The sequence below is a fragment of the Paenibacillus sp. E194 genome (genome assembly GCF_000935845.1).
Classification (GTDB): domain Bacteria; phylum Bacillota; class Bacilli; order Paenibacillales; family Paenibacillaceae; genus Paenibacillus_B; species Paenibacillus_B alvei_B.
This window is the reverse complement of the sequence record NZ_JMDX01000007.1, coordinates 1-24665: the sequence shown is the minus strand read 5'-3', so window position 1 is coordinate 24665 and position 24665 is coordinate 1. Positions and strand designations below refer to the sequence as shown.

The following is a 24665-nucleotide window of genomic DNA, read 5'->3' as shown; positions in this document are numbered from 1 at the left end:
CAGAACCTAGCGAATGGCTAAGCACTGTGCTTTTTATGTTCAAGCAACTATTGCTGACCTACGAATTCTGTAACTCCAAAGGCAAAAATGCATAATCTCCGTCTCTTACGATCTCACATTTGCGAACCGGAATCGGATGCTTAAATAGAGGGCCGTCAATTACGGTCGTATGGAACTCTCCACCTTCACCACATGGATCGATTCCGCGTGCGAGAAGCTCTTCCACAAACTCGTGAGTCAGAGCACGTCCTAAATCTTCTTCCTTCATGCCCTTCGACAGATTGACTGTCACCAGCATCGTAACAAATCCAAGATTGATGAATTCCTGAACTGCCCCCAGATGATCCATTTCCCAGAGCGGCATTCCTAAGCCTAGCCCTGCATTCTTCGTCACTCGATCATGCCAGCAGCCGTGTTCGGGTACATCCAAGTCACCCGTTACTAGTACTTCGGCGCCTTGCTCCTTCGCATGCGCCAACAGCCCCATGAAGACGGACTCATAGTCTGTCCAGCTTGCCGCACCTGCAAATATAGGCAGCCCGATGGCCTCGGCTTGTGCACGGATAAGCTCAGGCGGCATGCCGTGGGAGCGGGAACGTTTGCCCTCTTCTTCAAGCATGACGATTAAGCCGACTGCTTCTCCGCCCTGCATGGCCTTATAGAGTGCCAATGTACTGTCTTTTCCTCCGCTGAAGGATGCAATGAATCTATGTCCGTGAGCACCGTTCTTCCAAGTTGTTGCGTCTGTCATGGTTGTACGCTCCTTTGTATGTGCAATGTAGATGTGGCTCGGTTGATAAAAGAATGTCGCACGACATGCGTTTTATATAGGGATACTTTATTTTATCACTATTACGTGTGAAGAAATATGCGCAATGCAATAGTAGACGTTTCTGATTTTAGGCATGAGAACCTTCGATGGAGACCGCCTTTTGATTGCAATTATAGTAAAATGGTAGGATGAACCAAGTTGAGGTGACAGAGATGATATATAATCTTGAAGCGTTACAGAAAGCGCACCAAGCGGGGAAGAAGTTCAAGTACCTATTCTTCTGGGGGCATACGCCTCCTGCTGACGGAAGCATCAATCAGAGCTGCTTCAGCCAATGGTGGACAGCTAGCTTTACAGTAGATGGCCATAAATATAGCTGCACGGAGCAGTATATGATGGCAGAAAAGGCAAGGCTGTTCGGTGATAACGAGATGTTGGAAGCCATTATGAACGCGAAGCATCCGAAGCAAATGAAGGCGTTCGGTCGCGCCGTGAAACGTTTTGACAACGAGGTATGGAGCCGCGAATGCTATGACATCGTGAAGCGGGGCAACTTCGCAAAATTTTCGCAAAATGAGGAGCTGTGTGCATTCCTCAAGGCGAGCAAGCAACGGATTTTAGTGGAGGCAAGTCCAGTTGACCGCATCTGGGGTATTGGAATGGCCAAGGATCATCCGGATGTGGAGAATCCGATGAAATGGCGGGGCGATAATTTGTTGGGATTCGCCCTAACCGAAGTGCGAGATCAGTTAATGGCGAATGGAACGGAGTGACCCCACACCATCATAGCTAAATAGGCTGCCCCTACTGCCTTTGTTAGAAGGTAGGGGGCAGCCTATACACTTAACTGCTAGTGATTCTTCTTGCCAACGGTAACGATCGTATTGCTCGCGATTACATGTGGAGCCCCATCTTTATAGTAGTACCAATAAGGCGGCTCATCGGTTATGTTCTCGATTCGCAGACGGAATTCTTTTTTGGGCAGGTCGCTCGATTGAATCATCAGCATATTGCCATCCACCGTAATATTCTCCGGGGCAATAGTGGTTTCGCAGTCCTTCGTAATGATGTTCAGACTGCCGGGAAGTTTGGCGGAAGCCTCATCGATCCGTTTCTGGAACGAAATCAGAACCTTATTGTGCTCCGGGCGGGCGATGGCAGTGGGAACCGGTGCTTCATCGTACATGTATTTGCCTAGGTGATACTCATAGGCCGTCCAAGTGCCAATCCCCATACTTTGCGCGACTTCACCGAGCGCATTGTACCAAGCGCGATCCTTCAACATCCACGTCCTAGACCCGATATCAGCCTGCACGCCAAGTGGAATATTCGGGTGGACTGCGCGTATCTCATCGACGAAATTCTGATAGTTGTGAATATACTGCGGAGGCAGCTCTTCTTCGGGCTTCGTCCAATCCGGCCAATGCGTCTGCAACATATGCAGGTCGGGACGGACAGCCGATATCATTTCCGCCGCATCTAGACCTTGCAGTTCCCGCAGCTTGGTTACCGAATCAGGGCCTGCGTCTATCGCCAGAGTCCAAGTTGCGACCAAAATATCGCGTCTTGCTTCCCGTACCCCGCCTTTTCCATTAATGACCTCATTGAGAAAGCTGTTGACCGCCTTCACCCGAAAGTCGATCCAATCCTGATACAGTTCTTGATTGGTCTGATAATAATCGGGGTTCTGTGGGTTTCTGAAATCAGGAATGTTGGCATGGCCGTACTGCTTAAGGAATGCCGCTTGGGCAAGTGGGCCGACATCACCGTACAATCCGCTTTCTAATCCACCCCATTCAGGGAAATAAGGCTCCGCCACTTCAATGCCGTCGAATGGGTACTCCCTAACCAGTTGAGCGAGCCTGGTCTTTTTCCACTGCACATAGCCCTCGCTATGAGGGGAGAAGCGATAGTACCCGTCATTGACTGGCGTCAACAGCTGCATCTGCCAGCTCGGCCATTCGGCGGGGAACCCCTCGACGGAGTATGAGCCATTGCCCAGAACGAGTGCCCATACCTTGATTCCTCTTTCTCGAAATGCCTCAATTAACTCGCGATTAATATTATTTTCGTTGACAACGAAGTACCGGACGGACTTATATCCGTTCTGTACAATCTCATCGGCGATACTTGCCGCAGAGCGATTCTTGTAATAAGCGAACAGAGGATCAATCTGGATCGTTGGCCCGGATAGTGCCGAAGTTTTATGCTTATTAACACTTGCGATCTGTTCCTCTTCGCTATCCGCGAATGCGTAATGGGAAGGCAAGAGGAAGTATATCAAGAGCAAGGCGAGCGCATATATCCCTGCAATGTAGAACGTATGAGGCTTATGCATCGTTGTGGCGCGATTCATTCGATTTCCCTCCTCTCTTATTTAAACCCGGTTAAGGCTGAGCCAGACTGCATGAAGTATTTCTGCCCGAAGAAGTAGAGGACGATCATCGGCAGTGTCATAATGGTGGAGGCGGCCATGAGCTTCTCCCACTGCGCCCCGTGATCCTGCTGGAAGCCTTGCAGGCCAAGCGTGATTGTCCATTTGGCTGAGTCGTTCAAATAAATTAGCGGCCCCATAAAATCCACGTACGACCATACGAAAGAGAACAATGCCACGGTAACGAGGGCGGGCTTCAGGATTGGCAGGATAATTCGGATATAAATTCGAATCTCAGAAGCCCCATCTATCTTAGCCGCCTCAGACAGCTCTGTCGGTATACCCATTAGAAATTGCCGCAGCAGGAAGATAAAGAAGGGCGCCCCGAAGAAGGCTCCGATCATTAACGGCAAAATCGTATTCACCCACCCAAGCTTTGTGAAGATGATATATTGCGGGATCAACTGTACCTGTGCGGGCAAAATCATCGTGGCAACAACGATCGAGAAGATGATGCCGCGCCCTTTCCACGGTATTCTTGATATGGAATAGGCAACAAGCGGCGATGCGAATAATTGTCCGACAATATTGACGGCACAGATGATGAGCGTGTTGGTCATATACCGGGCAAAGGGGATGGTTTCTAGTGCGGCTTCATAGTTGGACCATTGGAAAGTATCTGGCAAAAGGTTAGGCGGAAGCTGGAAGATCTCATCCGGTGTCTTCAAGGAGGTCATGACCAGCCATAAAAACGGAAATAGAAACAGAAACGAGAATAGAATGAGCACGGCATGCGGCAAAATCGATTTTCGAAGCTTCGCGGCCACGTCAGTCACCTCCGTAATAGACCCAGCGTGCCGAGGTCTTCATGAGCACGAATGTAATGAACAGGACAAGGATGAATAGAATCCAGGCAAGAGCAGAGGCATAGCCCATTTTCAAGTACACGAATGCTTCTTGATACAGGTTAACCGCATAGAACAGCAGGGATTGATCCGGCCCGCCGAGCGACTTACCCCCGTCTACCTTCCCGCCCGCCAGGATGTACGATTCCGTGAAGATCTGAAATGATCCGATCAAACCCATAATGAGCTGGAAGAGGATGATAGGTGACAGTCCAGGTATGGTGATGTTCCAAAATCGATGCCACCAGTTCGCCCCATCAACTTGAGCGGCTTCGTAATATTGCTTCGGCACGCCCTGCAAGGCAGCGAGAAAGATGAGAGCTCCTGCACCGGTTCCCCATAAGCTCATGAGAATTAATGAGGGCTTCGTATACTGGGGATCCAGCAGCCAAGCAGGATCAGGAAGTCCTAAGGAGCGGAGTAGGGTATTGATTAGGCCAAAATCCGGGTTCAGCATCCACGTCCACAAAAGGGCGCTGGCGACGATCGGAATGACGGACGGCAAATAGAAGATCGTCCGATAATAGTTGATTCCCTTTACCTTCGTATTTAACAGCAGGGCAATCAACAGGGAGACAATAAGCGTAATAGGCACGGCAATGAAGGTCATGAATAAGGTGTTGCGGAGTGAACGATAGAAGCTCTCATCCTCAAATATTTGCTTATAGTTATTTAATCCAACCCACTTGGGCGAGCTGAACAGATCATACTCTGTCAGGCTGAAATATAAAGAACTGAAGAACGGATATACCGTAAAAGCTAGAAATCCGATAACCCAAGGGGCAGCGAACGCTAGACCGAGGAGGAAGGTATGCCGCTCCTTCTTCGACCAGCTTCTCTTCTGCTTAGGTGGGGCAATGGATGAGGAGACTTTCATCTTGAGTGTCCTCCTTTCGTCGACAATACGTGAATCGGCTCTGGCTTTGCTGCAAGCAACCGGATGCGAAGGCCATAAATCTACACAGCTTTTATTTCACTAACGGCTGAATCTTGTCTTTCACCTTCTTCAATCCTTCTTCCATGCTTACGGTACCCCTCAGAATGGCATCAACCTGTACGGCGAACTCCGCAATATACTCGTTGGCGAAGGAAGTGGCAGGGAAAGAGCGCAAGTTCTGGCTCGTGGAGTAATCCAAGAACTCCTTAAATCCAGGCACGTCATTATAGGCGGGATTCTTCAGCGCAGACAGCTTCGTCGGCAAATTCCCAATCGCTGCCGTGAATTCGGCCATCTGCTGCGGCTCTGTCATCCACTTCAAGAACTTCCAAGAAGCTTCGGGATGCTTCACACCCTTCGGGATGTAGAATACGCTTGTCGTTACATTGCCCGGATTCTTCAGGTCTGGGTGATTCTCGTCGTAAGGGATAGGGGCGATGCCGTAGTTGAGAGTAGGAGCGAACTGCTTAATGAAGGTTGGCAGCCATTCGCCGTCGATCGTCATGGCATACTTGCCGGAGAAAAACGGATTTTGGGCGGACATATACTGTCCGAGACCGGAAGAGAACCGATCCAAGTTAGCTGAGCCGTACTGATCCCAGATGCCCTTGGATAGTTCGAGTGCAGCTTTGACCCCAGCATTGTCGGGTGTTACCTGCTTCGCAGCCTCATCGTAGAACGAGCCATTGTACGCATTCGCGAAGGTGTACGTGTCCATTCCTGGCCATAATCCGAGCCGTTGCAGGCGGCCGCCACTTTCCACAATGCTAAGTGCCTTAATGTACTCCTTAAGTTGGCTGATCGTCTCCGGCGGCCCGCTGAAGCCGGCCTCTTTCAAAATATCTTTGTTATAAAACAGCATCGTTACATGCATGGCAATCGGTATGGCATATGTTTTGCCATCGTGCTGTGAAGTGCTTATAGCAGCGGGAACGAAGTCTTTCATATCGACGCCGTCCTTAGTGATGTAATCATCAAGCGGCATCATGGCACCGCGAAGTCCCCAAGGCACTACATTTTGCCCGAATTGGGACGCGATATCGGGAGGATTGCCTCCCGTGATGGCGGTCAGCTGCTTCTGATAATCACTCTGGGACAACCCCTTCACCTGAATATCTGAATTGGCGGAGTTCCACTTGGCAATCAGCTTCTCCAGCGCTGCGGCCTCCGGCCCAGTCCATCCATACCAGAAGCTCAGTTCTACCTTCTCCTTGGAGGATGAATTGCCAGACGATCCTTCTTCGCTGGAGGTGCTGCCCCCAGAACAACCTGCAAGCATAGAGAACGCGAGAATGAATGCAAGACACCACATCAACGGCTTTCTTTTCATGACGTTTCCCCCTCCATCATTCAGAAATGTATACTTCCGATTACGCAGAGCGTGTGCGTAGGGCATGCTGCCTGAAGCACCCGGAAGTGTTCAAATATCGCCGTCAATTTCCCTCCCTTCTGGACTTGAAGTATTCCCATGGTAGCATGTATGCGCTTTATTTTGATTTCATTTTCGTGTGCAAAAGTGGGATTATCGTATGAGTGCCTGGCTCCTGTTGGATCGCTTGCTTGCGGTAGGAGGTAGGGGAAATGCCAGTGTATTTCTTGAAGATGCGGCAGAAATAAGAAAGTTCGTTGAATCCGATCGCATAGCAGACATCGGTAACGGACAGTTCGGGCTGCTTCAACATCGTAAGGGCATGGAACATGCGAAGATCCGCTAGGTAACGATTGAACGTCTTGCCTGTCCATGCCTTGAATATGCTGCAAAAGGTGGAGCGGGACAATTTCGCGAGTGAGCAGAGCGTATCCAAATGGAGATCCTCATGATAGGCTGCATGGATATAATCGATAACCCCTGTCATAATCGACCGATATTTCTCGATTTTCTCGTATCCCTCCTGCACAAGATCCTTGTTAATTTCCCGGATGAGCATCGAGAGGAGGAGGAGCAGGTTGGATTTCAGTACGATTTGGAAGAAGGGGGATCGCCGCTCATATTCGGCAAGCATTTCTTTGAGCACATGACGGACGCGTATTTCCGTAATGTGTTCGAGTGTAATTTTCGATTGTGTGCTATCATCGCCGCTGAGGAAATATTCCAGATAGGCGACATCGAAAAAGAAGGGTTCCATCGGCTTCTCTTCGAAGCGCTCGTTAATAAAAGAAGGCATAAACTCACAGCCGTAGATCTCGATGTTCTGTTCGGGGGGAATATCAATACTGTGCAAGGTAAATGGGGGGATTACAAAAATATCACCCTGTTCAATCTCGAATCTCCGATTGCTGACGGTATGCCGGAAAGCTCCTTTCGCCACATACCAAATTTGAAAATAGTCATGGCAATGATAGGTCAGACTATGCTGCTTGTACAGCCTGTACATTTTGCAGGGCAAGCCTTCGAGCATTTCCATTTTGGATGTGAAGTAGATAATGCCCGAGCGAGTCCACTTTCCGATGTCGGCTGCTTTCCACTGAATATCCAACGCCGTTCACTCCTTTGCATCATGTAAATGGGGATCGACTGAAGAGAATGCCATTTCATCGAGCATGCTAGTCAGTTAGCTGTAAGATGCAAATATCCTCCCGCAGAAGAAGTGCAGGAGGATATTTATCTTATTGCAAGTATATTCGCGTGCCCCTCGAAACCTTGACTACGTTTCACAGATTACAGGGTTTGTCCGCTGTCTACCGTGATGATTTGCCCCGTCATTGCTTCTTGCTCCAAGGCGGAGCAGATGAACTGAGCAATATCTTCTGGTGTGGAGATGCGCTGCAGCAACAGATTCGGAGCCAGACGCTGCATACGTTCTTCCTGTCCGAGCCACCATCTTGTCGCTACCGCCCCCGGAACAACGCAATTGACCCGAATGCTGGGTGCAAGCGCTCGTGCTAAGGATTTGGTCAAGCCATGAACTGCCGCCTTGGATACCGCATAGGGAAGGGAAGAGCCGAGTCCCGTCTGTCCAGCTATACTGCCGACGTTGACGATCGCACCACACTGCTTCTCCTTCATATAAGGCGCGACGGCCCGCGCACAGTAGAACATCCCCTTCACATTCACAGCGAACAGTTCATCCCATACGTCCTCCGTTGCAGCGTCGAGATCCTCCATCGGAATATGCTTCGTGATGCCTGCGTTGTTCACCAGTACATCTATCGTCCCAAAGGCTTGAACAACCTCATCAACCATTGTTCTAACTTCATCATCTTGCGAAATATCGGCTTGAACGGCTATGGCGCGCCCGCCACTTGCACGAATGAGTTGTACGGTTTCTTCTGCATCGGCCTCGGAACGCGAGTAGTTAATGGCAACTGCTGCTCCACGCTTTGATAGAGTAAGAGCGACAGCCCTGCCAATTCCAGTGCCTCCACCCGTTACGACTGCCACTTTATGCTTCAAATTCATACGTATTCCCCTCTCCTTGTCCATCCTATTGTCCATTGTATTGGCTACCTATCTATTTGTATAATTGAATGATATGAAGAGATAATTCAATAATATTGAACTTATGAGCAGGAGAATGCTAATGGATATCAAAACCTTAAAAACATTCCAGTGTATCGTTAAATACGGCAGCTTTAACCGTGCGGCAGAGGAAATGAACTACGCACAATCCACCATTACGATGCAAATACAGAAGCTGGAGAAGGAGATAGGCGCACAGCTTTTTGACCGAGGAAAAACGATTCAACTGACAGAGGCAGGCAGAATGTTCTACGAACAGAGCCTGGATATTGTACAGCGCATGGAACAGCTGCAGGTCAATATTGCGGATATGAACAACGGGGAAGCGGGATCAGTCCGCATTGGCGTAACGGAACCGACGGCTAGCCATCGGCTGCCGATTCAGATCGCACAATTCATGGATAACTATCCGAGGATTCGTATTGCTGTAGAAATTGCGAGCACGCCTGTATTGACGGAGAAGCTGCTTGGCGGCGAAATTGATTTTGCGATTTGCTCGTCTCCAGAAGTAGGCACCGATCTTCACTTCGAACCATTATTCGTAGAGAAGTTTGTTCTGTTTTTGCCAGAAAATCATTCGCTCACTGCACGTAATACCATTCAACTGGCAGATATCGAGGGACATCGCTTATTGATCACGGCAGCGACTTGTCCGTATCGCAAAAAGCTTGATTTCATCCTGCAGGGAGCCGGACAGTTATCTATGGACACCATGGAGATTGGCAGCATGACGGCACTGCAGCATTACGTACAAAGGGGGCTAGGAATTGCTTTAGTCCCGGAAATAATGGTGAACCCGTTACCTGAAGGGACAACTGTACGAGCGATAGGCGGAGCCGAAGTGGACATGCAGTCCGGCATGCTCAGTAGATCAGGGGAACATCCGTTAAGGTGTGCAGCCGCAAATATATATCGGTTTTTGGAGAAGGAACTTCGCCAGAACTGATGTGGACGAATGTTTAGCTTATCTGTAACAAGTCTGCAAAACGTTGCAATTATTGTTAGGGGGTTAATATTTATTGACTAACAATAAATACTGATCTACAATGGGTCTCAAATCCATAGAAAACGGAAGTTGAGGCTGGGGAAATGAAAACATCCATGAGTTCAAGAGTTGTGAACATCATTGTGGCATGCGGTATTGTGTTAACCTTGCTCGCGCTTTTGGCGACTCCTTTACTGCTGACTGCCTTTTTGAAGAGTGCCTATTCGATTCTCGATCAGGACATGGTGACCGTGATAACGTGCAGTATTTATTTATGCGCGGTGCCGTTTGTGATGGCTTTATTTCAGCTCAAGAAACTTAGTAAAATAGCGTTAGGCGGCAATCCGTTCACCCATCATACCGCAAAGGCATTGAAGGTCATTGCAGTCTGTGCATTTATTGAGATTGTCTTGTTCAATGGTTGTTCCGTATTTTTGATATACGCTTACGATCTATTCTTATATGCGGCGACTATCGTCCCGATGGTAGTTGTAACGTTCATTTCGCTAACAGGTGGGTTATTGAGCTTAACCTTGGCTCAGTTGTTTGAGGAGGCTGCGAGAATCAAGGAGGAAAACGATCAAACGATATAAAGCGAGGTTATAGTTGTGGCAATTATCGTGAATCTGGATGTAATGATGGCCAAGCGAAAGATGAGCTCAACCGAGCTCTCGAAGCAATTGGGCATTACGATGGCTAACCTGTCGATATTGAAGACGAATAAAGCGAAGGCGGTGCGCTTCTCTACACTCGATGCACTATGCAAAATTTTAGACTGTCAGCCCGGCGATATTCTCGAATATGTTGAGGATGAGGAAGAGCAGGAAGACAGCTCGCACACCTAAGAAGTGCCAAAAATTCGTCTATAAGCCGAACACCACAAAAAGCAATCAACAGCCGTCCGAATAGTCTCGGGGCGGGTGGTGGATTGCTTTTTTTGTTTGTTGTCTGTTATTGTACCGTCACAATCGTAACGCCCTTCATCACATTGGCGGGCTTATCCTTGTTATACAGCCAATAGGCAGGTGTATCCGCAATCTGTTGAATTCGTAGGAAGAACGCTGACTGTGGCAGTTGATCCGATTGAATGATAAGCATATTGCCGTCGACAGAAATAAGTTCTGGTGGGAGGGGGAGCTCTGCCTTGCCCGTTACAATGCTCACACTGCCTGGACGCTTGGCGGAAGCTTCATCAATCCGCTTTTGAAACGAAATCACGACCTTGTCTCGCTGTGGTCTGGCGACTGCAGTTGGAACAGGGGCTTCGTCGTACATATACTTGCCGAGATGATATTCATAGGCAGTCCAAGTAGAGAACCCCATGTCCTGTGCTACCTCGCCGAATTCTTGAAGCCATCTGCGATCCTTCACCATCGATAGGGTAGAGCCGATATCAGCCTGCACACCTAGCGGAATGTTCGGATGGACGGCACGTATCTGATCCACGAAGTTCTGGTAACTACGAATATACTGCGGCGGTAGCTTGCTCTGCGGCTTCATCCAATCTGGCCAATGCGTCTGCAGGAAGTGAAGGTCAGGCTGAACGGCAGAGATCATCGCTGCAGCATCGAGCCCTTGCAGCTCGCGCAGTTTGGCAACAGAGTCAGGCCCAGCGTCTATTGCAAGTGACCAGGTAGCCACCAGAATGTCGCATCTGGCTTCTCGTACTCCGCCTTCTCCGTTCATGACCTCATTCAGGAAGCTGTTTACCGCTTTGACGCGAAAATCGATCCAATCCTGATATAGCGCCTTATTGGTCAGATAATAGTCTGGATCGCGTGGGTTGGTAAAGTTCGGTATGCGTGGGTGCCCGTACTGTTCCTTGAATGCCGCTTGGGCAAGGGGGCCAACATCGCCGTATACACCACGCTTAATTCCGTCCCATTCAGGGAAATAAGGTTCTGCTACCTCGATCCCGTCAAAAGGATAATCGCGTACCAATTGGGCGAGCTTCTGCTTCTTCCACTGAACATAGTCCTTACTATGCGGGGAAAAGCGATAGTACCCGTCATTCACAGGCTTCAGCAGTTCCATCTGCCAGCTCGGCCATTCCGGAGGGAATCCCTCTACGGAGTAAGATCCGTTGCCGAGTACAAGCGCCCATACGTACAACCCTCTTTGTTTGAAAGCCTCGATGAGTTCACGATTGACGTTGTTTTCGTTCACGACGAAATAATGGACGCCCACAAAGCCATTCTGGATAATCTCATCAGCAATGCTGGCTGCCGAGCGATCTTGATAATAGCGGAAAGTCGGATCTACCTGGATCGTAGGCCCTACAAGGGCAGGGGAATGTTGCTTCGCAAGCGGTGAGCAGGGATGCAGCTTCTGCTTGGGCGATGTATTCGTGATCGATGACAGCAAGATGGGAGGAGGTAAGCGATCCGTATGGGAACCGGTTAATCCGAAATTGCGAAACGAACGAAATGAAAACATCACAATACCTCCTCTTATGCCGGCTTCTTGCTGCATCTGCATCATGTCGAACCAGAGCCTACTGCGGGCTCAATCATTATTTTCCCTTTATAACGAATTGGTTCATGAAATGCAAATTGTCCATTCCACTTTTCACTCACATTACGAATGGACAGCAGCGCAAGGGAGCTCTATCCATTCATACGGCTGCTGCAATGCTTTCATACCATTTTCAATGATGGAAATGATCGCAATCGTCTGCTCAGACGGAACGGTCGTATGACCAGACTCGAAGAAAGCAACCAAGTCGCGGGCGAACAGCTGGAAGAAGTCCGATTCTGCCCTCAAGATGCGGCTGCTGCCAGAGCGATATTTCACCGCCATCGTAAATGGGCATTCGTCGCCAAGATGGCGAACTGTTGCTTGCCTGCCATCCCCGAATTCAATCAGCAGCGCTGGGGCTGTCTTCGTTCCGATTGACATTACTCGCTTCGCGTCTGCACCCATGAGCGAAATAATCGGTTCAATCTGATGGATGGAGTAGTTATGAAATGCACCAGGCCCCAAGCTGGATATAACCTCAATCCCTTCACGATCTGCTTTAGTATATTCAGCAGCATAACGCAGGGCCGATGAGGAGTACAGCGGCGTGCCGTGCTTAGCAGCATGTTCGAACAAGCGAATGGCTGCAGCCCGATCAGGGGCGAACGTCTTATCGATATACGTCGGCTTGCCAGAAGCCAGCGGCAGCTCAGCAAGTAATTCGTGCTGCTCTGGATGGTCAGGGGCGAGCACGATTAGGTAATCACTCTGCGCGACAACTTGCTCAATGCTGTCCAATAGCTGAACACTATGCTTATCCGCCCATACAGCATTGCTGATCCCATGTTCCGAATCCTTCAGGCCATAGGCATAGGCGACCTCCATGGTTCCTTCAGAGGCATTGCGAATCCATGCTGGATAATTATTGGCATGCCATTCGTCTAAGTAATAATCGATAAACCCGATTTTCTTCATGCGAATGAACCTTCCTTCGCGAACGAAACTTCCTTTCTTTGTTCGGATGAATCGTAAATAGCTTGCAGCATCTTGGCAGTCAGAATAACCGTATCAATATGGGAAGGCAGCTTCTCGCCGGATTTGATACAGGAGATGAAGCTGTCAATCTCGTTCTGGAACATATCTGTCTTATTGAACTTCGGCGTGCTCTCCATCAGAGCCCCGTGCTTCGCGCTGTAGATCGTGAAGTCTGCGCCGTACTGCAGGCGGATGCCAGCCTTGTCGCCGAGGAAGTCGATGTACATTTCGTCCACACCAATGTTCTGTGCCCAAGCGCCATTGACCGTAATGGAAGGGCCGGAAGTGCGGATCATTGCCGTTACGAAGTCATCTACATCGTACGTGCCTGCATAATTCGGAGGTCCTGCCCACATGTTGATATAGGAGTAGTTCTCCATATCCTTGCCCAGCTTGCTATAAGCCTGACCGGTTACGGTCTGCGGATCTGGATCGCCCGTGCAGTACATTACGATATCGAGGAAATGTACGCCCCAATCAATGAGTGCCCCGCCGCCGGCAACAGCCTTGTTCGTGAAGTCCCCGCCAAGACCCGGGATCGAACGTTGGGAGCGGAAGCTGACGTAAACATGGTACAGTTCGCCCAGATCGCCGTCGGCAATCATCTTTTTAATAATATTCACGCCTGTATTGAACCGATTTACGACCCCGATGTTCAACGTCATGCCTGTCTCATGCTGCACCTTCTGCATCTCCAATGCCTCTGCATACGTTCTGGCAGCTGGCTTCTCGCACAGCACATGCTTGCCTGCGCGCATGCAATCAATCGCGATGGAGGCATGGCAATAGTTCGGTGTACAAATGGACACAGCTACGACTTCCGGATCACCCAGAATGATATGATAATCCTCAATTGCTACCCCACACTCGTACTTCTCGGCAGCTTGCTCTGCCCGTTCCTTGCGAATATCACAGAAATACTTAATCTCCACCTCTGAATTCGCCATATAAGACGGGATGTGGGCACTGTTCGCAATCGTCCCGCAGCCGATAATGGCAACAATCGTTTTACTCATATCGAATCCCTCCAAGGTATGGGGCCAGTAAGGAACTAGGCCGAATTAGTTCTAGTGACTTGCGCAATAAGTACTCCCATGGTAGCATGTATGCGCTTTAATTAATTTGACTTTCGTATATAAAATTGGGATTATCGTTCGATTTTCGAGTAGGGATCGCCTCAATCTACGTCTTCTACAGAGCTGATACAATAGGCATGCATATTTTACAGATTCCGAACAAATCCCATATATAGTGGAATCCTTGCCATCTATCCCATATACTTAGAGCTTACTGATTTGAAAATATAAAATGAATGGGGATATGAATAATGTCTAATTTGCCTAACTGCCCTTCCTGCCAATCGGAATATACGTATGAGGATCGCAATATGCTGGTATGCCCGGAATGCGGGCACGAGTGGTCTGCGAATGCAGATGCTAGCCATTCGGAAGATGACAAGGTCATTCGCGATGCGAACGGCAATATATTGAACGACGGAGACATGGTATCCGTCATTAAGGATTTGAAGGTAAAGGGGAGCTCTTCCGTAATCAAAATCGGAACTAAGGTGAAAAATATTCGCCTTGTTGACGGCGATCATGATATAGATTGCAAAATCGATGGTTTTGGCGCAATGAAGCTGAAGTCTGAATTTGTGAAAAAGATATAAGCGAGCTATGCGAAAATGTAAAACCCACCTAGACGACTGTCACAGGTGGGTTTTATTGTGTCCGCTATTCAATTTGCAAGATTGAATTGGGCATCGCTGAGCAACGGGTGTGTCACGTGAACAACGTTGTTTTGCTTACGCTCAGCTTTCGGACATGATACCTCCATTGACATGAAGCACCTGGCCTGTGACATAGGAGGAATCATCAGAAGCTAAATAAATATAAGTCGGTGCAAGTTCAAATGGCTGTCCGGCACGTCTCATTGGGGTGTCACGTCCAAAGGTTGAGACATAGTCAGCTGAGTAACTGGATACGGTAAGCGGCGTCCATATCGGGCCCGGAGCGACAGCGTTGACGCGTATGCCTTTATCAACAAGCTGCAGTGACAATGAACGTGTAAAGGATACGACGGCTCCTTTGGTAGAGGAATAATCAACTAGCAATGGAGCGCCTGCATATGCGGTTACAGAAGCAGTTGAGATGATGGAGCTCCCCGGCTGTAGATGAGGGAGGGCGGCTCTGGTCAAATAAAACATTGGGAATATGTTCGTGCGGAACGTATTTTCCAGCTGTTCGTCAGAAATGCAGAGCAAACTTTCCTGAGGGAACTGAACGCCCTGGTTCAGCACAAGCACATCGAGCCGACCATAGTGTTCGATTGTTCTGCGGACGACCTCTTGGCAGTGTGCTGGCTGACGGAGATCAACTTCAAGCAGCAAGCATCGCGCTCCATAGCTTTCAACCATTTGGCGAGTTGCCTCTGCATCTACACGCTCGTATAGATAGGCGATCGCAACGTCTGCCCCTTCTTTGGCAAAGCCGATGGCAACAGCACGTCCGATGCCGCTGTCACCACCAGTAATAATCGCTACCTTGCCCGCCAGTTTGCCGCTGCCCTTGTAACCTGGATTATCGGATATTGGCAGAGGGTGCATCAAATATTCAAGTCCTGGCTGTACATTCTGATGCTGCGGCGGGAAGGTAAGGGGGACTTGGCGACATTGTGTTTCATAGCTGTAATAAGGAATCATCGGAATCATGACAAGATCCTCCTGTGACTTTGTAAACTTACAGGCAGGATATTCGCCTACGCTAAGATCGGTGCTTCGGAAGTAAGATCGTGACACATGACCGAGTCTTTATTGTGCAAACGGAATGTGAACATGTTATACAAACAAGAGACTTGTCCCATCGAATACATCTCCCCGGTTCTATGATGAACCTAGGAATATGTTGTGCCTGTGCGAATTTGGCAAATAATAAACAAGCACAAGTCGGGAATGTTCATGGACCTGTCAGGAGGTAGATGGTATAATACGAGGTAGAACAACAGGTTGAGGTGGCAATTATGGCAACGGCAATTTCTTTTTTTGCAGGTGCTGGTGGACTCGATACAGGCATTCACCAGGCAGGCTTCGATATTAAACTATCACTTGAAATAGAACCTATATTTTGCGAGACGCTTCGGGCAAATTATCCGGATATGAATGTGGTCGAGGGCGATATTTCGGACTATTCTCGGGAACGCATCTATCGAGAGGCGGGCTTGGATGAGAGGCAGGACATTGATCTCATGTTCGGCGGCAGTCCTTGTCAATCATTCAGCACGGCGGGCAAAAGGCAGGCATTTGAAGATCCGCGCGGCAATGCGATGTTGAAGTTCGCGCAGCTGGTGGAGGAGACACGCCCCAAGGTATTTCTATTGGAAAATGTGCGCGGACTGCTGTCTGCTTCTTTGAAACATAGACCACTGCGCCAGCGGGGAGAGGAGCATGCTCCGCTTGAACCGGAGGAGATGCCCGGCAGTGCGCTCACACATTTGCTCCAGCATTTCCATGAATACAATGTGACCTATGAACTGCTGAAAGCAGCTGATTACGGGGTTCCTCAGTCGAGGGAGCGGGTATTCTTTGTCGGCGTACGCAAGGACTTGAGTACAACATATGCGTTTCCTGCCAAGACACACGACGCTGAGGGCAGCGAAGGGCTGCCGAGATGGGTGACGCTTGGAGATGTTTTGCGCGACTTGAACGTAGAAGAGCATCATTACCCTCGGTATTCACCGGAGAGATTGTATTACATGCACATGATTCCGCAGGGTGGAGGTAACTGGCGAAGCTTGCCCGAGGAGTTCGTAGAACTGGCTATGGGCGGTGCCTATGAGTCAGGCGGAGGCAAGGTAGGCTTCTATCGGCGCCTATGGGTCGATCGGCCAGCCCCAACGCTGCTGACCTCACCCATTCAGAAGAGTACGAATCTCGGACACCCGTATGAGGATCGTCCGATAAGCATTGAGGAATACATTGCCCTGCAGGAATTCCCGAAGGAATATCATGTAGCAGGCACATTATCACAGCAATATACGCAGATTGGAAATGCAGTTCCCGTCCGTCTTGCAAGAGTGCTGGGCAGTTCGATCATGCAGCTGCTTGAGCGCATTACAGAGATACAAGAAGCGAATCCAATGGAAGCAGCAGCAAGCAGGTAACATGGGTTGGGTTGCTTATAAGAGTACAAGGACTTCAAGGTGCAGAAATCATTTCTGCACTTTTTTTGTGTATCCATACGTGTAGAAGAATAAGTAGAATTACCTTTCGTGGTTAGGACTTTAAGTGGTTTACATGAATCATTCAATTACCCATATAGGCTGAATGACATGCATATGGTACAATAGATGGAACCAATAATTAGGAGGTATACTCATTGATCGGACGTAGCGGAAATCCAACGCTTAATGAAGAAACGTTTGCAAATCAGGGTAACTATGAGAATCAAGAACGAATGACGATCGGCGGTACCGTCAATAAATCGTTCATGGCGCTGGCGCTGCTTGTTGGAGCGGCAGTCATATCGTGGACCATGTTCGCGAATGGATACAATATGAATCCATATTTAATAGGTGGAGTAATAGGCGGCGCGATTATAGCACTTATTATCAGCTTTGTGCCGACAACGGCCCCGTTCCTTACGCCGATTTATGCGATAGCCAAGGGACTTTTCTTAGGTGCTATATCTGCAAGGTACGAAGCATGGCAAGGAGGAATCACCCTTCAGGCAGTATTGCTGACAATGTGCGTATTCATGGGCATGCTGCTGGTGTACAGACTTGGACTAATCAAGGCGACAGACGGATTCCGTAAAGGTGTCATTACGGCGACAGCAGGGGTTGCCCTTGTCTACTTGTTCAGCTTTATTTTAGGGTTTTTCGGTATTACCATTCCTTATTTGCACGAGAGCTCGCTTATAGGCATTGGAATATCTGTCGTTATCATCATCATTGCAGCATTAAACTTCATTCTTGACTTTAATTTGATTGAAGAAGGTGCGGAACAGGGCGCTCCAAAGTATATGGAGTGGTATGGTGCATTCGGATTGCTCGTGACGCTTGTATGGCTGTACATTGAGATTATTCGTTTGCTTGCCAAGATTGCTAACCGAGATTAATAGATCTGCATGTATTTTTAAGCCATTCCTCTCTAGGGATGGCTTATTTCATGTACTTCTGTAGAGAGAGTAGGCTGAAATAAGCTGTTCACTCTTAGGCATATGGGAAGTGCTTTGCTCATTTATAGCTAATATAGGCTCCATTTTCGTTAAATTTATCCCTCGAGTAGAGGAATTCACCCTTGTAGTGGCATCCTGTATCCCTCTACAATGTAAGCAATTAGACCTAGTAGTTATCGAGCCTGCATCACCAGCCACGAGTAGTCTCGGTACTACCGCATATCCATTCTTATATTCACATCCAATTTTTTACTTTTTCCCGAGTAGACATTCATCTTATCCTCATCACCGTATAGAGCAATCTTCTTACCTAGTTCCGTAAGCGCTTTAATTAATCGACTCCTCACTCATTTGGTAAGCGCTTTAATTATTGCCAGACCACACTTTTATATCTTCTCGGTAGCATTCGCCTACATCATGATCATATTTCATTCCACTTTTGACTCTGGCAAGGAGGTGATCGCTGCCACAATGACTTTGTAACATCCACCGTAACAATTCAAAAGAGGGTTATACCAACAACAGTCAACAAGATACAGCCTCATTTCGCTAGCTCTAAGATACGCAGAAGCTTGAATGGTAGGATAGTGCCATTTTTTTAGGCTTGGACAAATTTGAACATGCGGGAGTGTTATGAGATGAAAAAAAGCTTGATGTTGTTAATGATTATCGCCTTGATGGGCATGATGGCTTTGTCTGGCTGCGGCAGTAAAGATGCGGGAAAACCGGCTGAACCAGCGAAGGAGCAGACAACAACGACAACGCCGCAGGAACCTGCGAAGCAAGAACCTGCTAAAGAGGAGAAGGTTGAAGAATTCTCCATGGTCATTCGTCACATCAACGTCCGTGACACTGCGAAGGCGACGCTGAAGCAGCTGGAGGATGTTGTGGCGAAGACAGAACAGGATGTTCCTGGCTTGAAGTTCAAGTTGGACGGGGTAGAGGATACAGTTAACCGTGACGTGAAGCTGAAGGCGGAGATGTCCGCTGGCACGCAGCCTCCGATCTTCAACCTGTTCGGTGGCGATGACACGGTGAAGTACTCTAAGGCAGGCCGTTTGCTTGATTTGACTGGGATTTTGGATGAACTGGGCTTGAAGGATGCATTCTTCAACTTAAGGGAATTTACAGTGGACGGTAAAATTTACGGCCTCCCTGAGGCTGGTTATATCGAAGGCTTCTTCTACAACCAAAAACTGTTCAAGGATGCGGGCGTAGAAGTGCCTAAGACATGGGATGAATTGATCAAAGTGTGTGAAGCCTTGAAAGCAAAAGGTATTACACCAATCGCCTTGGGCTCAGGCGCAGGGGATGGCTGGGCAGCCAACATGCTGGTGAACTCCCTGTTCGTCGGCTTAGGTGGACCGGATCTGCAAGAAGGCTTTGCATCCGGAAAGACAAAGTGGACTGATCCGGCAATCGTCGAAACATTTAAGCGTGTTCAAGACTTCAAAAATAAAGGCTACATTGACCCGAACGTACTTGGTCTCAAGTATCCGCAAGGTCAAGCGAATTTCTACACAGGCAAAGCTGCGATGCTGTTCGATGGCAGCTGGGCAGCAAATGCAATTACAGGTGATACTTCTACGGTGAAGGATGTAGCTGGATTCTTCCGCATGCCTGATGTAGGCGGCCCTGGCGACGGCTTGATCAATGGCGGTTGGTCAAACGGCTATGGCTTCTCCGCAACGCTGAAGGACAATGAGCTGAAGGCTGTTAAAGCATTCATTAAAAATTTATACACGATCGAAGAACAAAAGCGCAGCCTTGTTGAATCCAGCCGTATCCCTGCTATGAAGGGTGTGAGCGGTGTCGAGGGTGGTACGGAATTAGTGAAGGCGCTCGGCGAATCACAAGGATCGGCGAAGGGTGCATTCCCGGCATTTGATGCGCTCGTACAGAAGAGCGTGAAGGTAACTTTGGAGCAAACCGTACAAGAGGTGCTTGGCGGCAAGCTTACGCCTGAGAAGGCAGCTGAGCGTATGCAGCAAGCACAAGAGAAGGGCAATAAGGAAGGGAAATAATCTCGTCGCATTGCATAGTTGGGGGCCGCAGCAGCGCTGTGGTTCCCCTTTCTTATCAGGGTTGCGTATATGCTGGTTCGTCAGGCATTACTGCTCTGACCAGGAAGAAATAGCAGCTGATTAGGCAGTCTTCATCGATGAATGGACTTCAGCAGGTGTTTTCCTATCATTTTGTCCCGGTTATGGCCCCACGCTCACCGGATAATGGGAGATGTGAATCATGAACAAGATACTCCGGAATCGTGTCGCTTTCTTTCTATTTGTAGTTCCGGCACTGGCACTCTACATTACGTTCTATTTAGTGCCTCTATTCAAGTCGCTTCAATATTCCGTAACGAGTTGGGACGGCATTACGGAGCCAGTCTTTAACGGATTCGATAACTTCGCCAAGGCATTGTCAGATGAGAAGTTTTGGATCGCGTTCAAGAACAATATTTATTTTGTGTCTTTCTCCGTATTTATTCAGGTACCCATGATTGTGTTCGTCTCCATTTTGGTCAGCGGTGTAAAACGGATGCTTGATTTCTACAAGCTGACTGTATTTATGCCGAGTATCCTCTCGACCGCTTCGATTGCGGTTATTTGGCAGTTCATTTATTCACCCGATGCAGGTCTGCTCAATCAAATCTTGAAGGCAGTCGGCCTAGATACGTGGACAAGATTGTGGCTGGGGGATGAGAATACCGCAATGCTGTCCGTACTCGTGACCAATGCTTGGCAATGGACAGGATTCTACATTGTCCTTGTGTTGGCGGGCATATTCGCGATTCCGAAGGAGATGTTGGAGGCCGGAGAAATAGACGGTGCGGTCGGCTGGCGCAAGGCATGGCTGCTAACCATTCCGCTCATTCGCCCTGTTATTGTAGTAACAATGCTGCTTTCCATCACAGGTGCCATGAAGGCGCTGGATATTGTACTCATCATGACGAATGGCGGTCCATTCGGCAGTTCTGAAGTTATGGCGACGTACATGTATCAGCAGGCATATGCGCTTGGCGACTTCGGTTATGCGAATGCCATAGCGATCATCATTACGGTATTTACTGCAATCCTCTCGCTCATTTACCATATCATTAACAAGAAGACGTCGAAGGAGGCGGAATACTAATGAGGGCTTATCGATCCAAGCGTATTCTGTCTCATGTCGTGCTTCTTATCTACGTGGTCATCGTTATTTTCCCTATATTGTTCGTTGTGCTCTCTTCCTTCAAGGACAATACAGAGATCTTCAATAATCCTTGGGGATTGCCAGCTAGACTAAGCTGGGACAATTATGATAATGCCTTGTCGAGTGCACATATAGGCCGGTACTTCATAAACAGCTTATATATTAGCGTGATCGCGACGACCGCGACCATACTTCTCTCTACAGCGATTGCTTATGCAGTTACACGGATGAGGTTCCCATCTTTAAGCAAGCTTGTTATGGGGCTCCTGCTCTTGTCGATCCTCATTCCACCCGCATCGCTGCTTGTACCGCTGTATATGATGATTAAGGACTTCGGTATCTACAACACTCCGTTCGCCCTGATGATTCCGTATGCGGCATTCGGCATCCCGTTAACGACGTTCGTCATCGCTGCCTTCCTCAAGTCAATTCCAACAGAGCTTGAAGAAGCAGGGGTTATGGATGGACTGTCCACTTACGGATTGCTGCGCCGTATCATTATCCCATTGACGATGCCGACTCTCGTCACGGTCTTTATTTTGAATTTCATCAGTCACTGGAACGAGTACATTATGGCGAACCTGTTCTTGTCCGATCAGGAGCTGCGTACGCTGCCGGTTGCAGTCGTATCCTTTGCCGACAAGTTCAATATGAACTACGGGGCGCTCACTGCAGCCATTACGATCAGCGTCGTGCCTGTCATTGTCATTTATGGTGTTCTGCAGAAGCAAATTATTGAAGGTGTGACAGCAGGAAGCGTTAAGGGGTAATCGATTTAGCAAATAGCTAGAAATGGGGAATAGGGCTGTCTTCTAGTTATAGAGGACAGCCTTTGTCATGTTAAATAGAGGTAACAGGTCGCGTGCGATTGTGCTTGTTCGTTATCGTATATCAGTTTCAGTGCCTAGAAAGGGATGGATCGCGTAGGGAAGGAGAAAGAGATACCATCGTCCCACATACAAGAAGGCCTACCCTTGAGAGCAGGCCTTAGTTGGATGGTTGATGATACGAGGGTGATTGGGCGTAATTAGTTGATGGATAGAGCGCCGTTTTTGATCAAGTTCAATGTGGGGGAACCTTCAGTAAGCACAAGCTTCTCTTCCGCATCACGCGCTTCTTGCTTGGGCTCGACAACGTAGCGATAGTTTATGGCATGTTCAAGCAGATACGGCTCTTCCCCATTCACGTAATCGAGATAGCGTGCACGCAAATTCGTAGTCTGTTCCACGTAGATGACTTTGTACATCCGATTGTCCAGCTGCTTCGTCAGGAACACGAAGATGCCGATCTCTTCAGGGATAAGCTCCGCTGATTCAGGGGTAAATGGCAGTACTCGCGACCAATCCGCCATCTTCATCGCCTCCATTTCGTTTCAAATTATTTCACATGACGTGTAAACAAGGACGTCTGCAGATACCCTCAGGCCTAGCTCAGAATTGATAGCACAAATAGCTAAGCAGACCTGCATAATCTCGGTAGATGACCTTAGCTTCGCGTTCTGGTTCTCCGCTTCCTAGTGCGATTAGGATCGGAACGAAATGTTCCGGTGTAGGCACAGCGAGCTTCGCGTGGGGGGCGTCTTCGGCATAATTGAATAGCGCTTCAACGTTTTTGCGTTCAATGTTGTCGATTAGCCAGTCGTCGAATTCCAGCGCCCAATCCTCGGTCACATCACTGTGCAAGCTCAGATTGTGAACGGTCACGCCGCTTCCGATGATAAGTACACCTTCATGCTGCAGATCCCGAATGGCACGGCCAATCAAGAATTGATCCTTGGCGCTCAGATTCGGATTCACTGACAACTGTACGACTGGAGTGGAAGCGTTCGGATCGAACTGCTTGAGCAAGGACCATGTGCCATGGTCAAGCCCTCGCTCGGCATCCAGCTCACTCTGGATATCGTGTTGGTTCAATAGATTGTGGATGCGGAGAGCCAGCTCTTTATTTCCCTTAGCAGGATATTGTACGGCGAACATCTCATCCATCCACCATGGTCCAAAGTCATGAATGGTGTGGTAGGTATCGTCCGTGTACGTTATTCGCGTGCTGGATTCCACCTCCCAATGCGCAGTGAATACGACGAAGGCAGTTGGTTTTACAGGCAAATCCTTGGCAAATTGGGCTAAAAAGCGGGTATAGTCATTCTCCTGAATGGCGATGAGCGGCGATCCATGTGCAAGAAATAATACAGGCGCCGAAGTCGTTGTAGCGGTGGACATGATTCACACACCTTCCTCTTTTATATCTCTTAGCGTTAAATCACATAATCAGCAGGTCGGCTGACACGGGAGAGGAACTGCTTCGTCCGATCGTGCTTCGCAGCTCTGAAGATTTCTTTTGGTGTTCCTTCTTCCACGATCGAACCCTGATCGAAGAAGATCACTTTATCTGCAATTTCCTGAACAAACCCCATCTCATGAGACACGATAATCATAGTCCGTCCTTCCTTGGCAGCTGCCCGAATAACGGCAAGCACTTCGCCGACCATCTCCGGATCAAGTGCGGAAGTTGGCTCATCGAGCAGAATTACCTTCGGTTGAAGGGCGAGTGCCCGGGCAATGCCGACACGCTGCTGCTGACCGCCTGATAGCTCGCGAGGGTAGTAGTCTTTGCGATCCTGAAGTCCGACTCGATCCAAGTAGCTGCTTGCGATGTCACGGGCTTGCTGTGTCGTCATTCCTTGTACCGTCACGAGACCTTCCATAACATTTTCAAGAGCTGTCTTGTACTTCAGTAAATGGAACTGCTGAAATACCATCGCGGTATTGCGGCGCAAATACAGAATGTCGCGCTTCGTCGCCTTGGACATATTCAGTTCATAGTCGCCCAGTGCAATTGAGCCCGCTTGCGGTGTCTCCAGGAAGTTCAGGCAGCGAAGCAGTGTAGACTTGCCTGAGCCTGAAGGGCCGATGATGGCGACAACCTGACCTTCTTCAACCGTCAGATCCACATGGTGCAGCACGACATGTTTACCGAATGTTTTGTGTAAGCCTTGGATTCGGATCATCAGCTGCCACCCTCCTCTCGTTAACCTTCAGCCGCTTCTCCCAGCGCGCAATTAGGCGCTCTAACACAATTGTCACGAGCCAGTAAATGATCGCAAGCGACACATACACTTCGAAGAAGCGGAAATTGCGGGAAGCCATCAGCTTGCCTGCGGCCGTCATCTCCACAACCGAGCATACAAAGGCAAGTGAAGTGCCCTTAATCAACCCGATTAGAGAATTGCCGAGGGTTGGCAGTGCAACGACGAGCGCTTCGGGCAAAATGATGCGGCGCAGAACCTGCGTTGTCGTCATTCCCATAGAATATCCGGCTTCAATGCCACCCTTATCGACAGATTGGATAGCAGCCCGAATACTCTCTGAGTTGTA

25 protein-coding genes are annotated in these 24665 nt (G+C 48.8%); 10 read left to right on the top strand and 15 right to left on the bottom strand.

Features of this window, described 5'->3' with window-relative positions:
- Nucleotides 1–58 precede the first annotated feature (58 nt).
- The gene (locus AZ66_RS01970; protein ID WP_044353365.1) at nucleotides 59–751 is read right to left on the bottom strand and encodes a diphthine--ammonia ligase; all 693 of its coding nucleotides are present in this window, start codon (nucleotides 749–751) and stop codon (nucleotides 59–61) included.
- 233 nt (nucleotides 752–984) lie between these two features.
- On the opposite strand from AZ66_RS01970, the gene AZ66_RS01965 reads away from it, so the two are divergent.
- On the top strand, nucleotides 985–1545 hold the full coding sequence (locus AZ66_RS01965; RefSeq protein WP_044353364.1) for an NADAR family protein: 561 nt from the start codon (nucleotides 985–987) through the stop codon (nucleotides 1543–1545).
- Between the two features lie 77 nt (nucleotides 1546–1622).
- Here the strand turns inward: AZ66_RS01965 and AZ66_RS01960 are convergent, their stop codons facing one another.
- From AZ66_RS01960 to AZ66_RS01935, 6 genes are all read right to left on the bottom strand, one after another.
- A complete protein-coding gene (locus AZ66_RS01960) occupies nucleotides 1623–3128 on the bottom strand; it encodes an N-acyl-D-glucosamine 2-epimerase (protein ID WP_231586698.1) in 1506 nt (501 codons plus the stop codon).
- Between the two features lie 17 nt (nucleotides 3129–3145).
- The gene (locus tag AZ66_RS01955; RefSeq protein ID WP_044353363.1) at nucleotides 3146–3973 is read right to left on the bottom strand and encodes a carbohydrate ABC transporter permease; all 828 of its coding nucleotides are present in this window, start codon (nucleotides 3971–3973) and stop codon (nucleotides 3146–3148) included.
- A gap of 1 nt (nucleotide 3974) precedes the next feature.
- Nucleotides 3975–4928: a carbohydrate ABC transporter permease gene (locus AZ66_RS01950; RefSeq protein ID WP_021260797.1), complete on the bottom strand. Its 954-nt coding sequence runs from the start codon at nucleotides 4926–4928 to the stop codon at nucleotides 3975–3977.
- Nucleotides 4929–5019: 91 nt separating this feature from the next.
- A complete protein-coding gene (locus AZ66_RS01945) occupies nucleotides 5020–6318 on the bottom strand; it encodes an ABC transporter substrate-binding protein (protein WP_021260798.1) in 1299 nt (432 codons plus the stop codon).
- Between the two features lie 157 nt (nucleotides 6319–6475).
- A complete protein-coding gene (locus tag AZ66_RS01940; RefSeq protein WP_021260799.1) occupies nucleotides 6476–7465 on the bottom strand; it encodes a helix-turn-helix domain-containing protein in 990 nt (329 codons plus the stop codon).
- A 182-nt stretch (nucleotides 7466–7647) separates the two neighbouring features.
- Complete coding sequence (locus tag AZ66_RS01935; RefSeq protein WP_021260800.1) at nucleotides 7648–8388, bottom strand: SDR family NAD(P)-dependent oxidoreductase; 741 nt, start codon at nucleotides 8386–8388, stop codon at nucleotides 7648–7650.
- 121 nt (nucleotides 8389–8509) lie between these two features.
- Between AZ66_RS01935 and AZ66_RS01930 the strand changes: the two genes are divergently transcribed.
- From AZ66_RS01930 to AZ66_RS01920, 3 genes are all read left to right on the top strand, one after another.
- Nucleotides 8510–9394 (top strand): LysR family transcriptional regulator, encoded by an 885-nt coding sequence (locus AZ66_RS01930; RefSeq protein WP_021260801.1) that lies wholly within the window; start codon nucleotides 8510–8512, stop codon nucleotides 9392–9394.
- 143 nt (nucleotides 9395–9537) lie between these two features.
- Entirely contained in the window at nucleotides 9538–10026 is a 489-nt protein-coding gene (locus AZ66_RS01925; RefSeq protein WP_021260802.1) for a DUF2975 domain-containing protein, read from the top strand.
- Nucleotides 10027–10041: 15 nt separating this feature from the next.
- Nucleotides 10042–10278 carry a helix-turn-helix domain-containing protein gene (locus tag AZ66_RS01920; RefSeq protein ID WP_021260803.1) on the top strand — a complete coding sequence of 79 codons (237 nt, stop codon included), beginning with the start codon at nucleotides 10042–10044 and terminating at the stop codon, nucleotides 10276–10278.
- Between the two features lie 106 nt (nucleotides 10279–10384).
- Here AZ66_RS01920 and AZ66_RS01915 read toward each other — a convergent pair whose 3' ends face one another.
- The 3 genes from AZ66_RS01915 to AZ66_RS01905 all read right to left on the bottom strand — a co-directional run bounded on the left by AZ66_RS01915 (nucleotide 10385) and on the right by AZ66_RS01905 (nucleotide 13941).
- Nucleotides 10385–11869 carry an N-acyl-D-glucosamine 2-epimerase gene (locus AZ66_RS01915; RefSeq protein ID WP_152523819.1) on the bottom strand — a complete coding sequence of 495 codons (1485 nt, stop codon included), beginning with the start codon at nucleotides 11867–11869 and terminating at the stop codon, nucleotides 10385–10387.
- Between the two features lie 141 nt (nucleotides 11870–12010).
- Complete coding sequence (locus tag AZ66_RS01910) at nucleotides 12011–12865, bottom strand: hypothetical protein (protein WP_021260805.1); 855 nt, start codon at nucleotides 12863–12865, stop codon at nucleotides 12011–12013.
- Complete coding sequence (locus AZ66_RS01905) at nucleotides 12862–13941, bottom strand: Gfo/Idh/MocA family protein (RefSeq protein ID WP_021260806.1); 1080 nt, start codon at nucleotides 13939–13941, stop codon at nucleotides 12862–12864. The genes AZ66_RS01910 and AZ66_RS01905 overlap by 4 nt, the downstream gene beginning before the upstream one ends.
- 311 nt (nucleotides 13942–14252) lie before the next feature.
- Here AZ66_RS01905 and AZ66_RS01900 point away from each other — a divergent pair, with 311 nt between their 5' ends.
- A complete protein-coding gene (locus AZ66_RS01900; RefSeq protein ID WP_021260807.1) occupies nucleotides 14253–14594 on the top strand; it encodes a zinc ribbon domain-containing protein YjdM in 342 nt (113 codons plus the stop codon).
- Between the two features lie 141 nt (nucleotides 14595–14735).
- On the opposite strand, the gene AZ66_RS01895 is transcribed toward AZ66_RS01900, so the two are convergent.
- Entirely contained in the window at nucleotides 14736–15635 is a 900-nt protein-coding gene (locus AZ66_RS01895; protein WP_021260808.1) for an SDR family oxidoreductase, read from the bottom strand.
- 308 nt (nucleotides 15636–15943) lie between these two features.
- Between AZ66_RS01895 and AZ66_RS01890 the strand changes: the two genes are divergently transcribed.
- From AZ66_RS01890 to AZ66_RS01870, 5 genes are all read left to right on the top strand, one after another.
- Complete coding sequence (locus AZ66_RS01890; protein WP_021260809.1) at nucleotides 15944–17083, top strand: DNA cytosine methyltransferase; 1140 nt, start codon at nucleotides 15944–15946, stop codon at nucleotides 17081–17083.
- 215 nt (nucleotides 17084–17298) lie between these two features.
- Nucleotides 17299–18039, top strand: a complete 741-nt coding sequence (locus tag AZ66_RS01885) for a Bax inhibitor-1/YccA family protein (RefSeq protein ID WP_021260810.1) — start codon at nucleotides 17299–17301, stop codon at nucleotides 18037–18039.
- Nucleotides 18040–18737: 698 nt separating this feature from the next.
- Nucleotides 18738–20123, top strand: coding sequence for an extracellular solute-binding protein (locus AZ66_RS01880; RefSeq protein ID WP_021260811.1), 1386 nt, complete (start codon nucleotides 18738–18740; stop codon nucleotides 20121–20123).
- 220 nt (nucleotides 20124–20343) lie between these two features.
- Nucleotides 20344–21231, top strand: coding sequence for a carbohydrate ABC transporter permease (locus tag AZ66_RS01875; protein ID WP_021260812.1), 888 nt, complete (start codon nucleotides 20344–20346; stop codon nucleotides 21229–21231).
- On the top strand, nucleotides 21231–22061 hold the full coding sequence (locus AZ66_RS01870; RefSeq protein ID WP_021260813.1) for a carbohydrate ABC transporter permease: 831 nt from the start codon (nucleotides 21231–21233) through the stop codon (nucleotides 22059–22061). The genes AZ66_RS01875 and AZ66_RS01870 overlap by 1 nt, the downstream gene beginning before the upstream one ends.
- Nucleotides 22062–22318: 257 nt before the next feature.
- On the opposite strand, the gene AZ66_RS01865 is transcribed toward AZ66_RS01870, so the two are convergent.
- From AZ66_RS01865 to AZ66_RS01850, 4 genes are all read right to left on the bottom strand, one after another.
- A complete protein-coding gene (locus AZ66_RS01865) occupies nucleotides 22319–22642 on the bottom strand; it encodes a hypothetical protein (RefSeq protein WP_021260814.1) in 324 nt (107 codons plus the stop codon).
- 79 nt (nucleotides 22643–22721) lie between these two features.
- On the bottom strand, nucleotides 22722–23510 hold the full coding sequence (locus AZ66_RS01860; RefSeq protein WP_021260815.1) for a dioxygenase family protein: 789 nt from the start codon (nucleotides 23508–23510) through the stop codon (nucleotides 22722–22724).
- A gap of 35 nt (nucleotides 23511–23545) precedes the next feature.
- Complete coding sequence (locus AZ66_RS01855; protein ID WP_021260816.1) at nucleotides 23546–24298, bottom strand: amino acid ABC transporter ATP-binding protein; 753 nt, start codon at nucleotides 24296–24298, stop codon at nucleotides 23546–23548.
- Nucleotides 24261–24665, bottom strand: a 405-nt coding sequence (locus AZ66_RS01850) for an amino acid ABC transporter permease (protein WP_044353362.1), incomplete at its 5' end; no start/stop codon positions are given. The genes AZ66_RS01850 and AZ66_RS01855, both read right to left, overlap by 38 nt.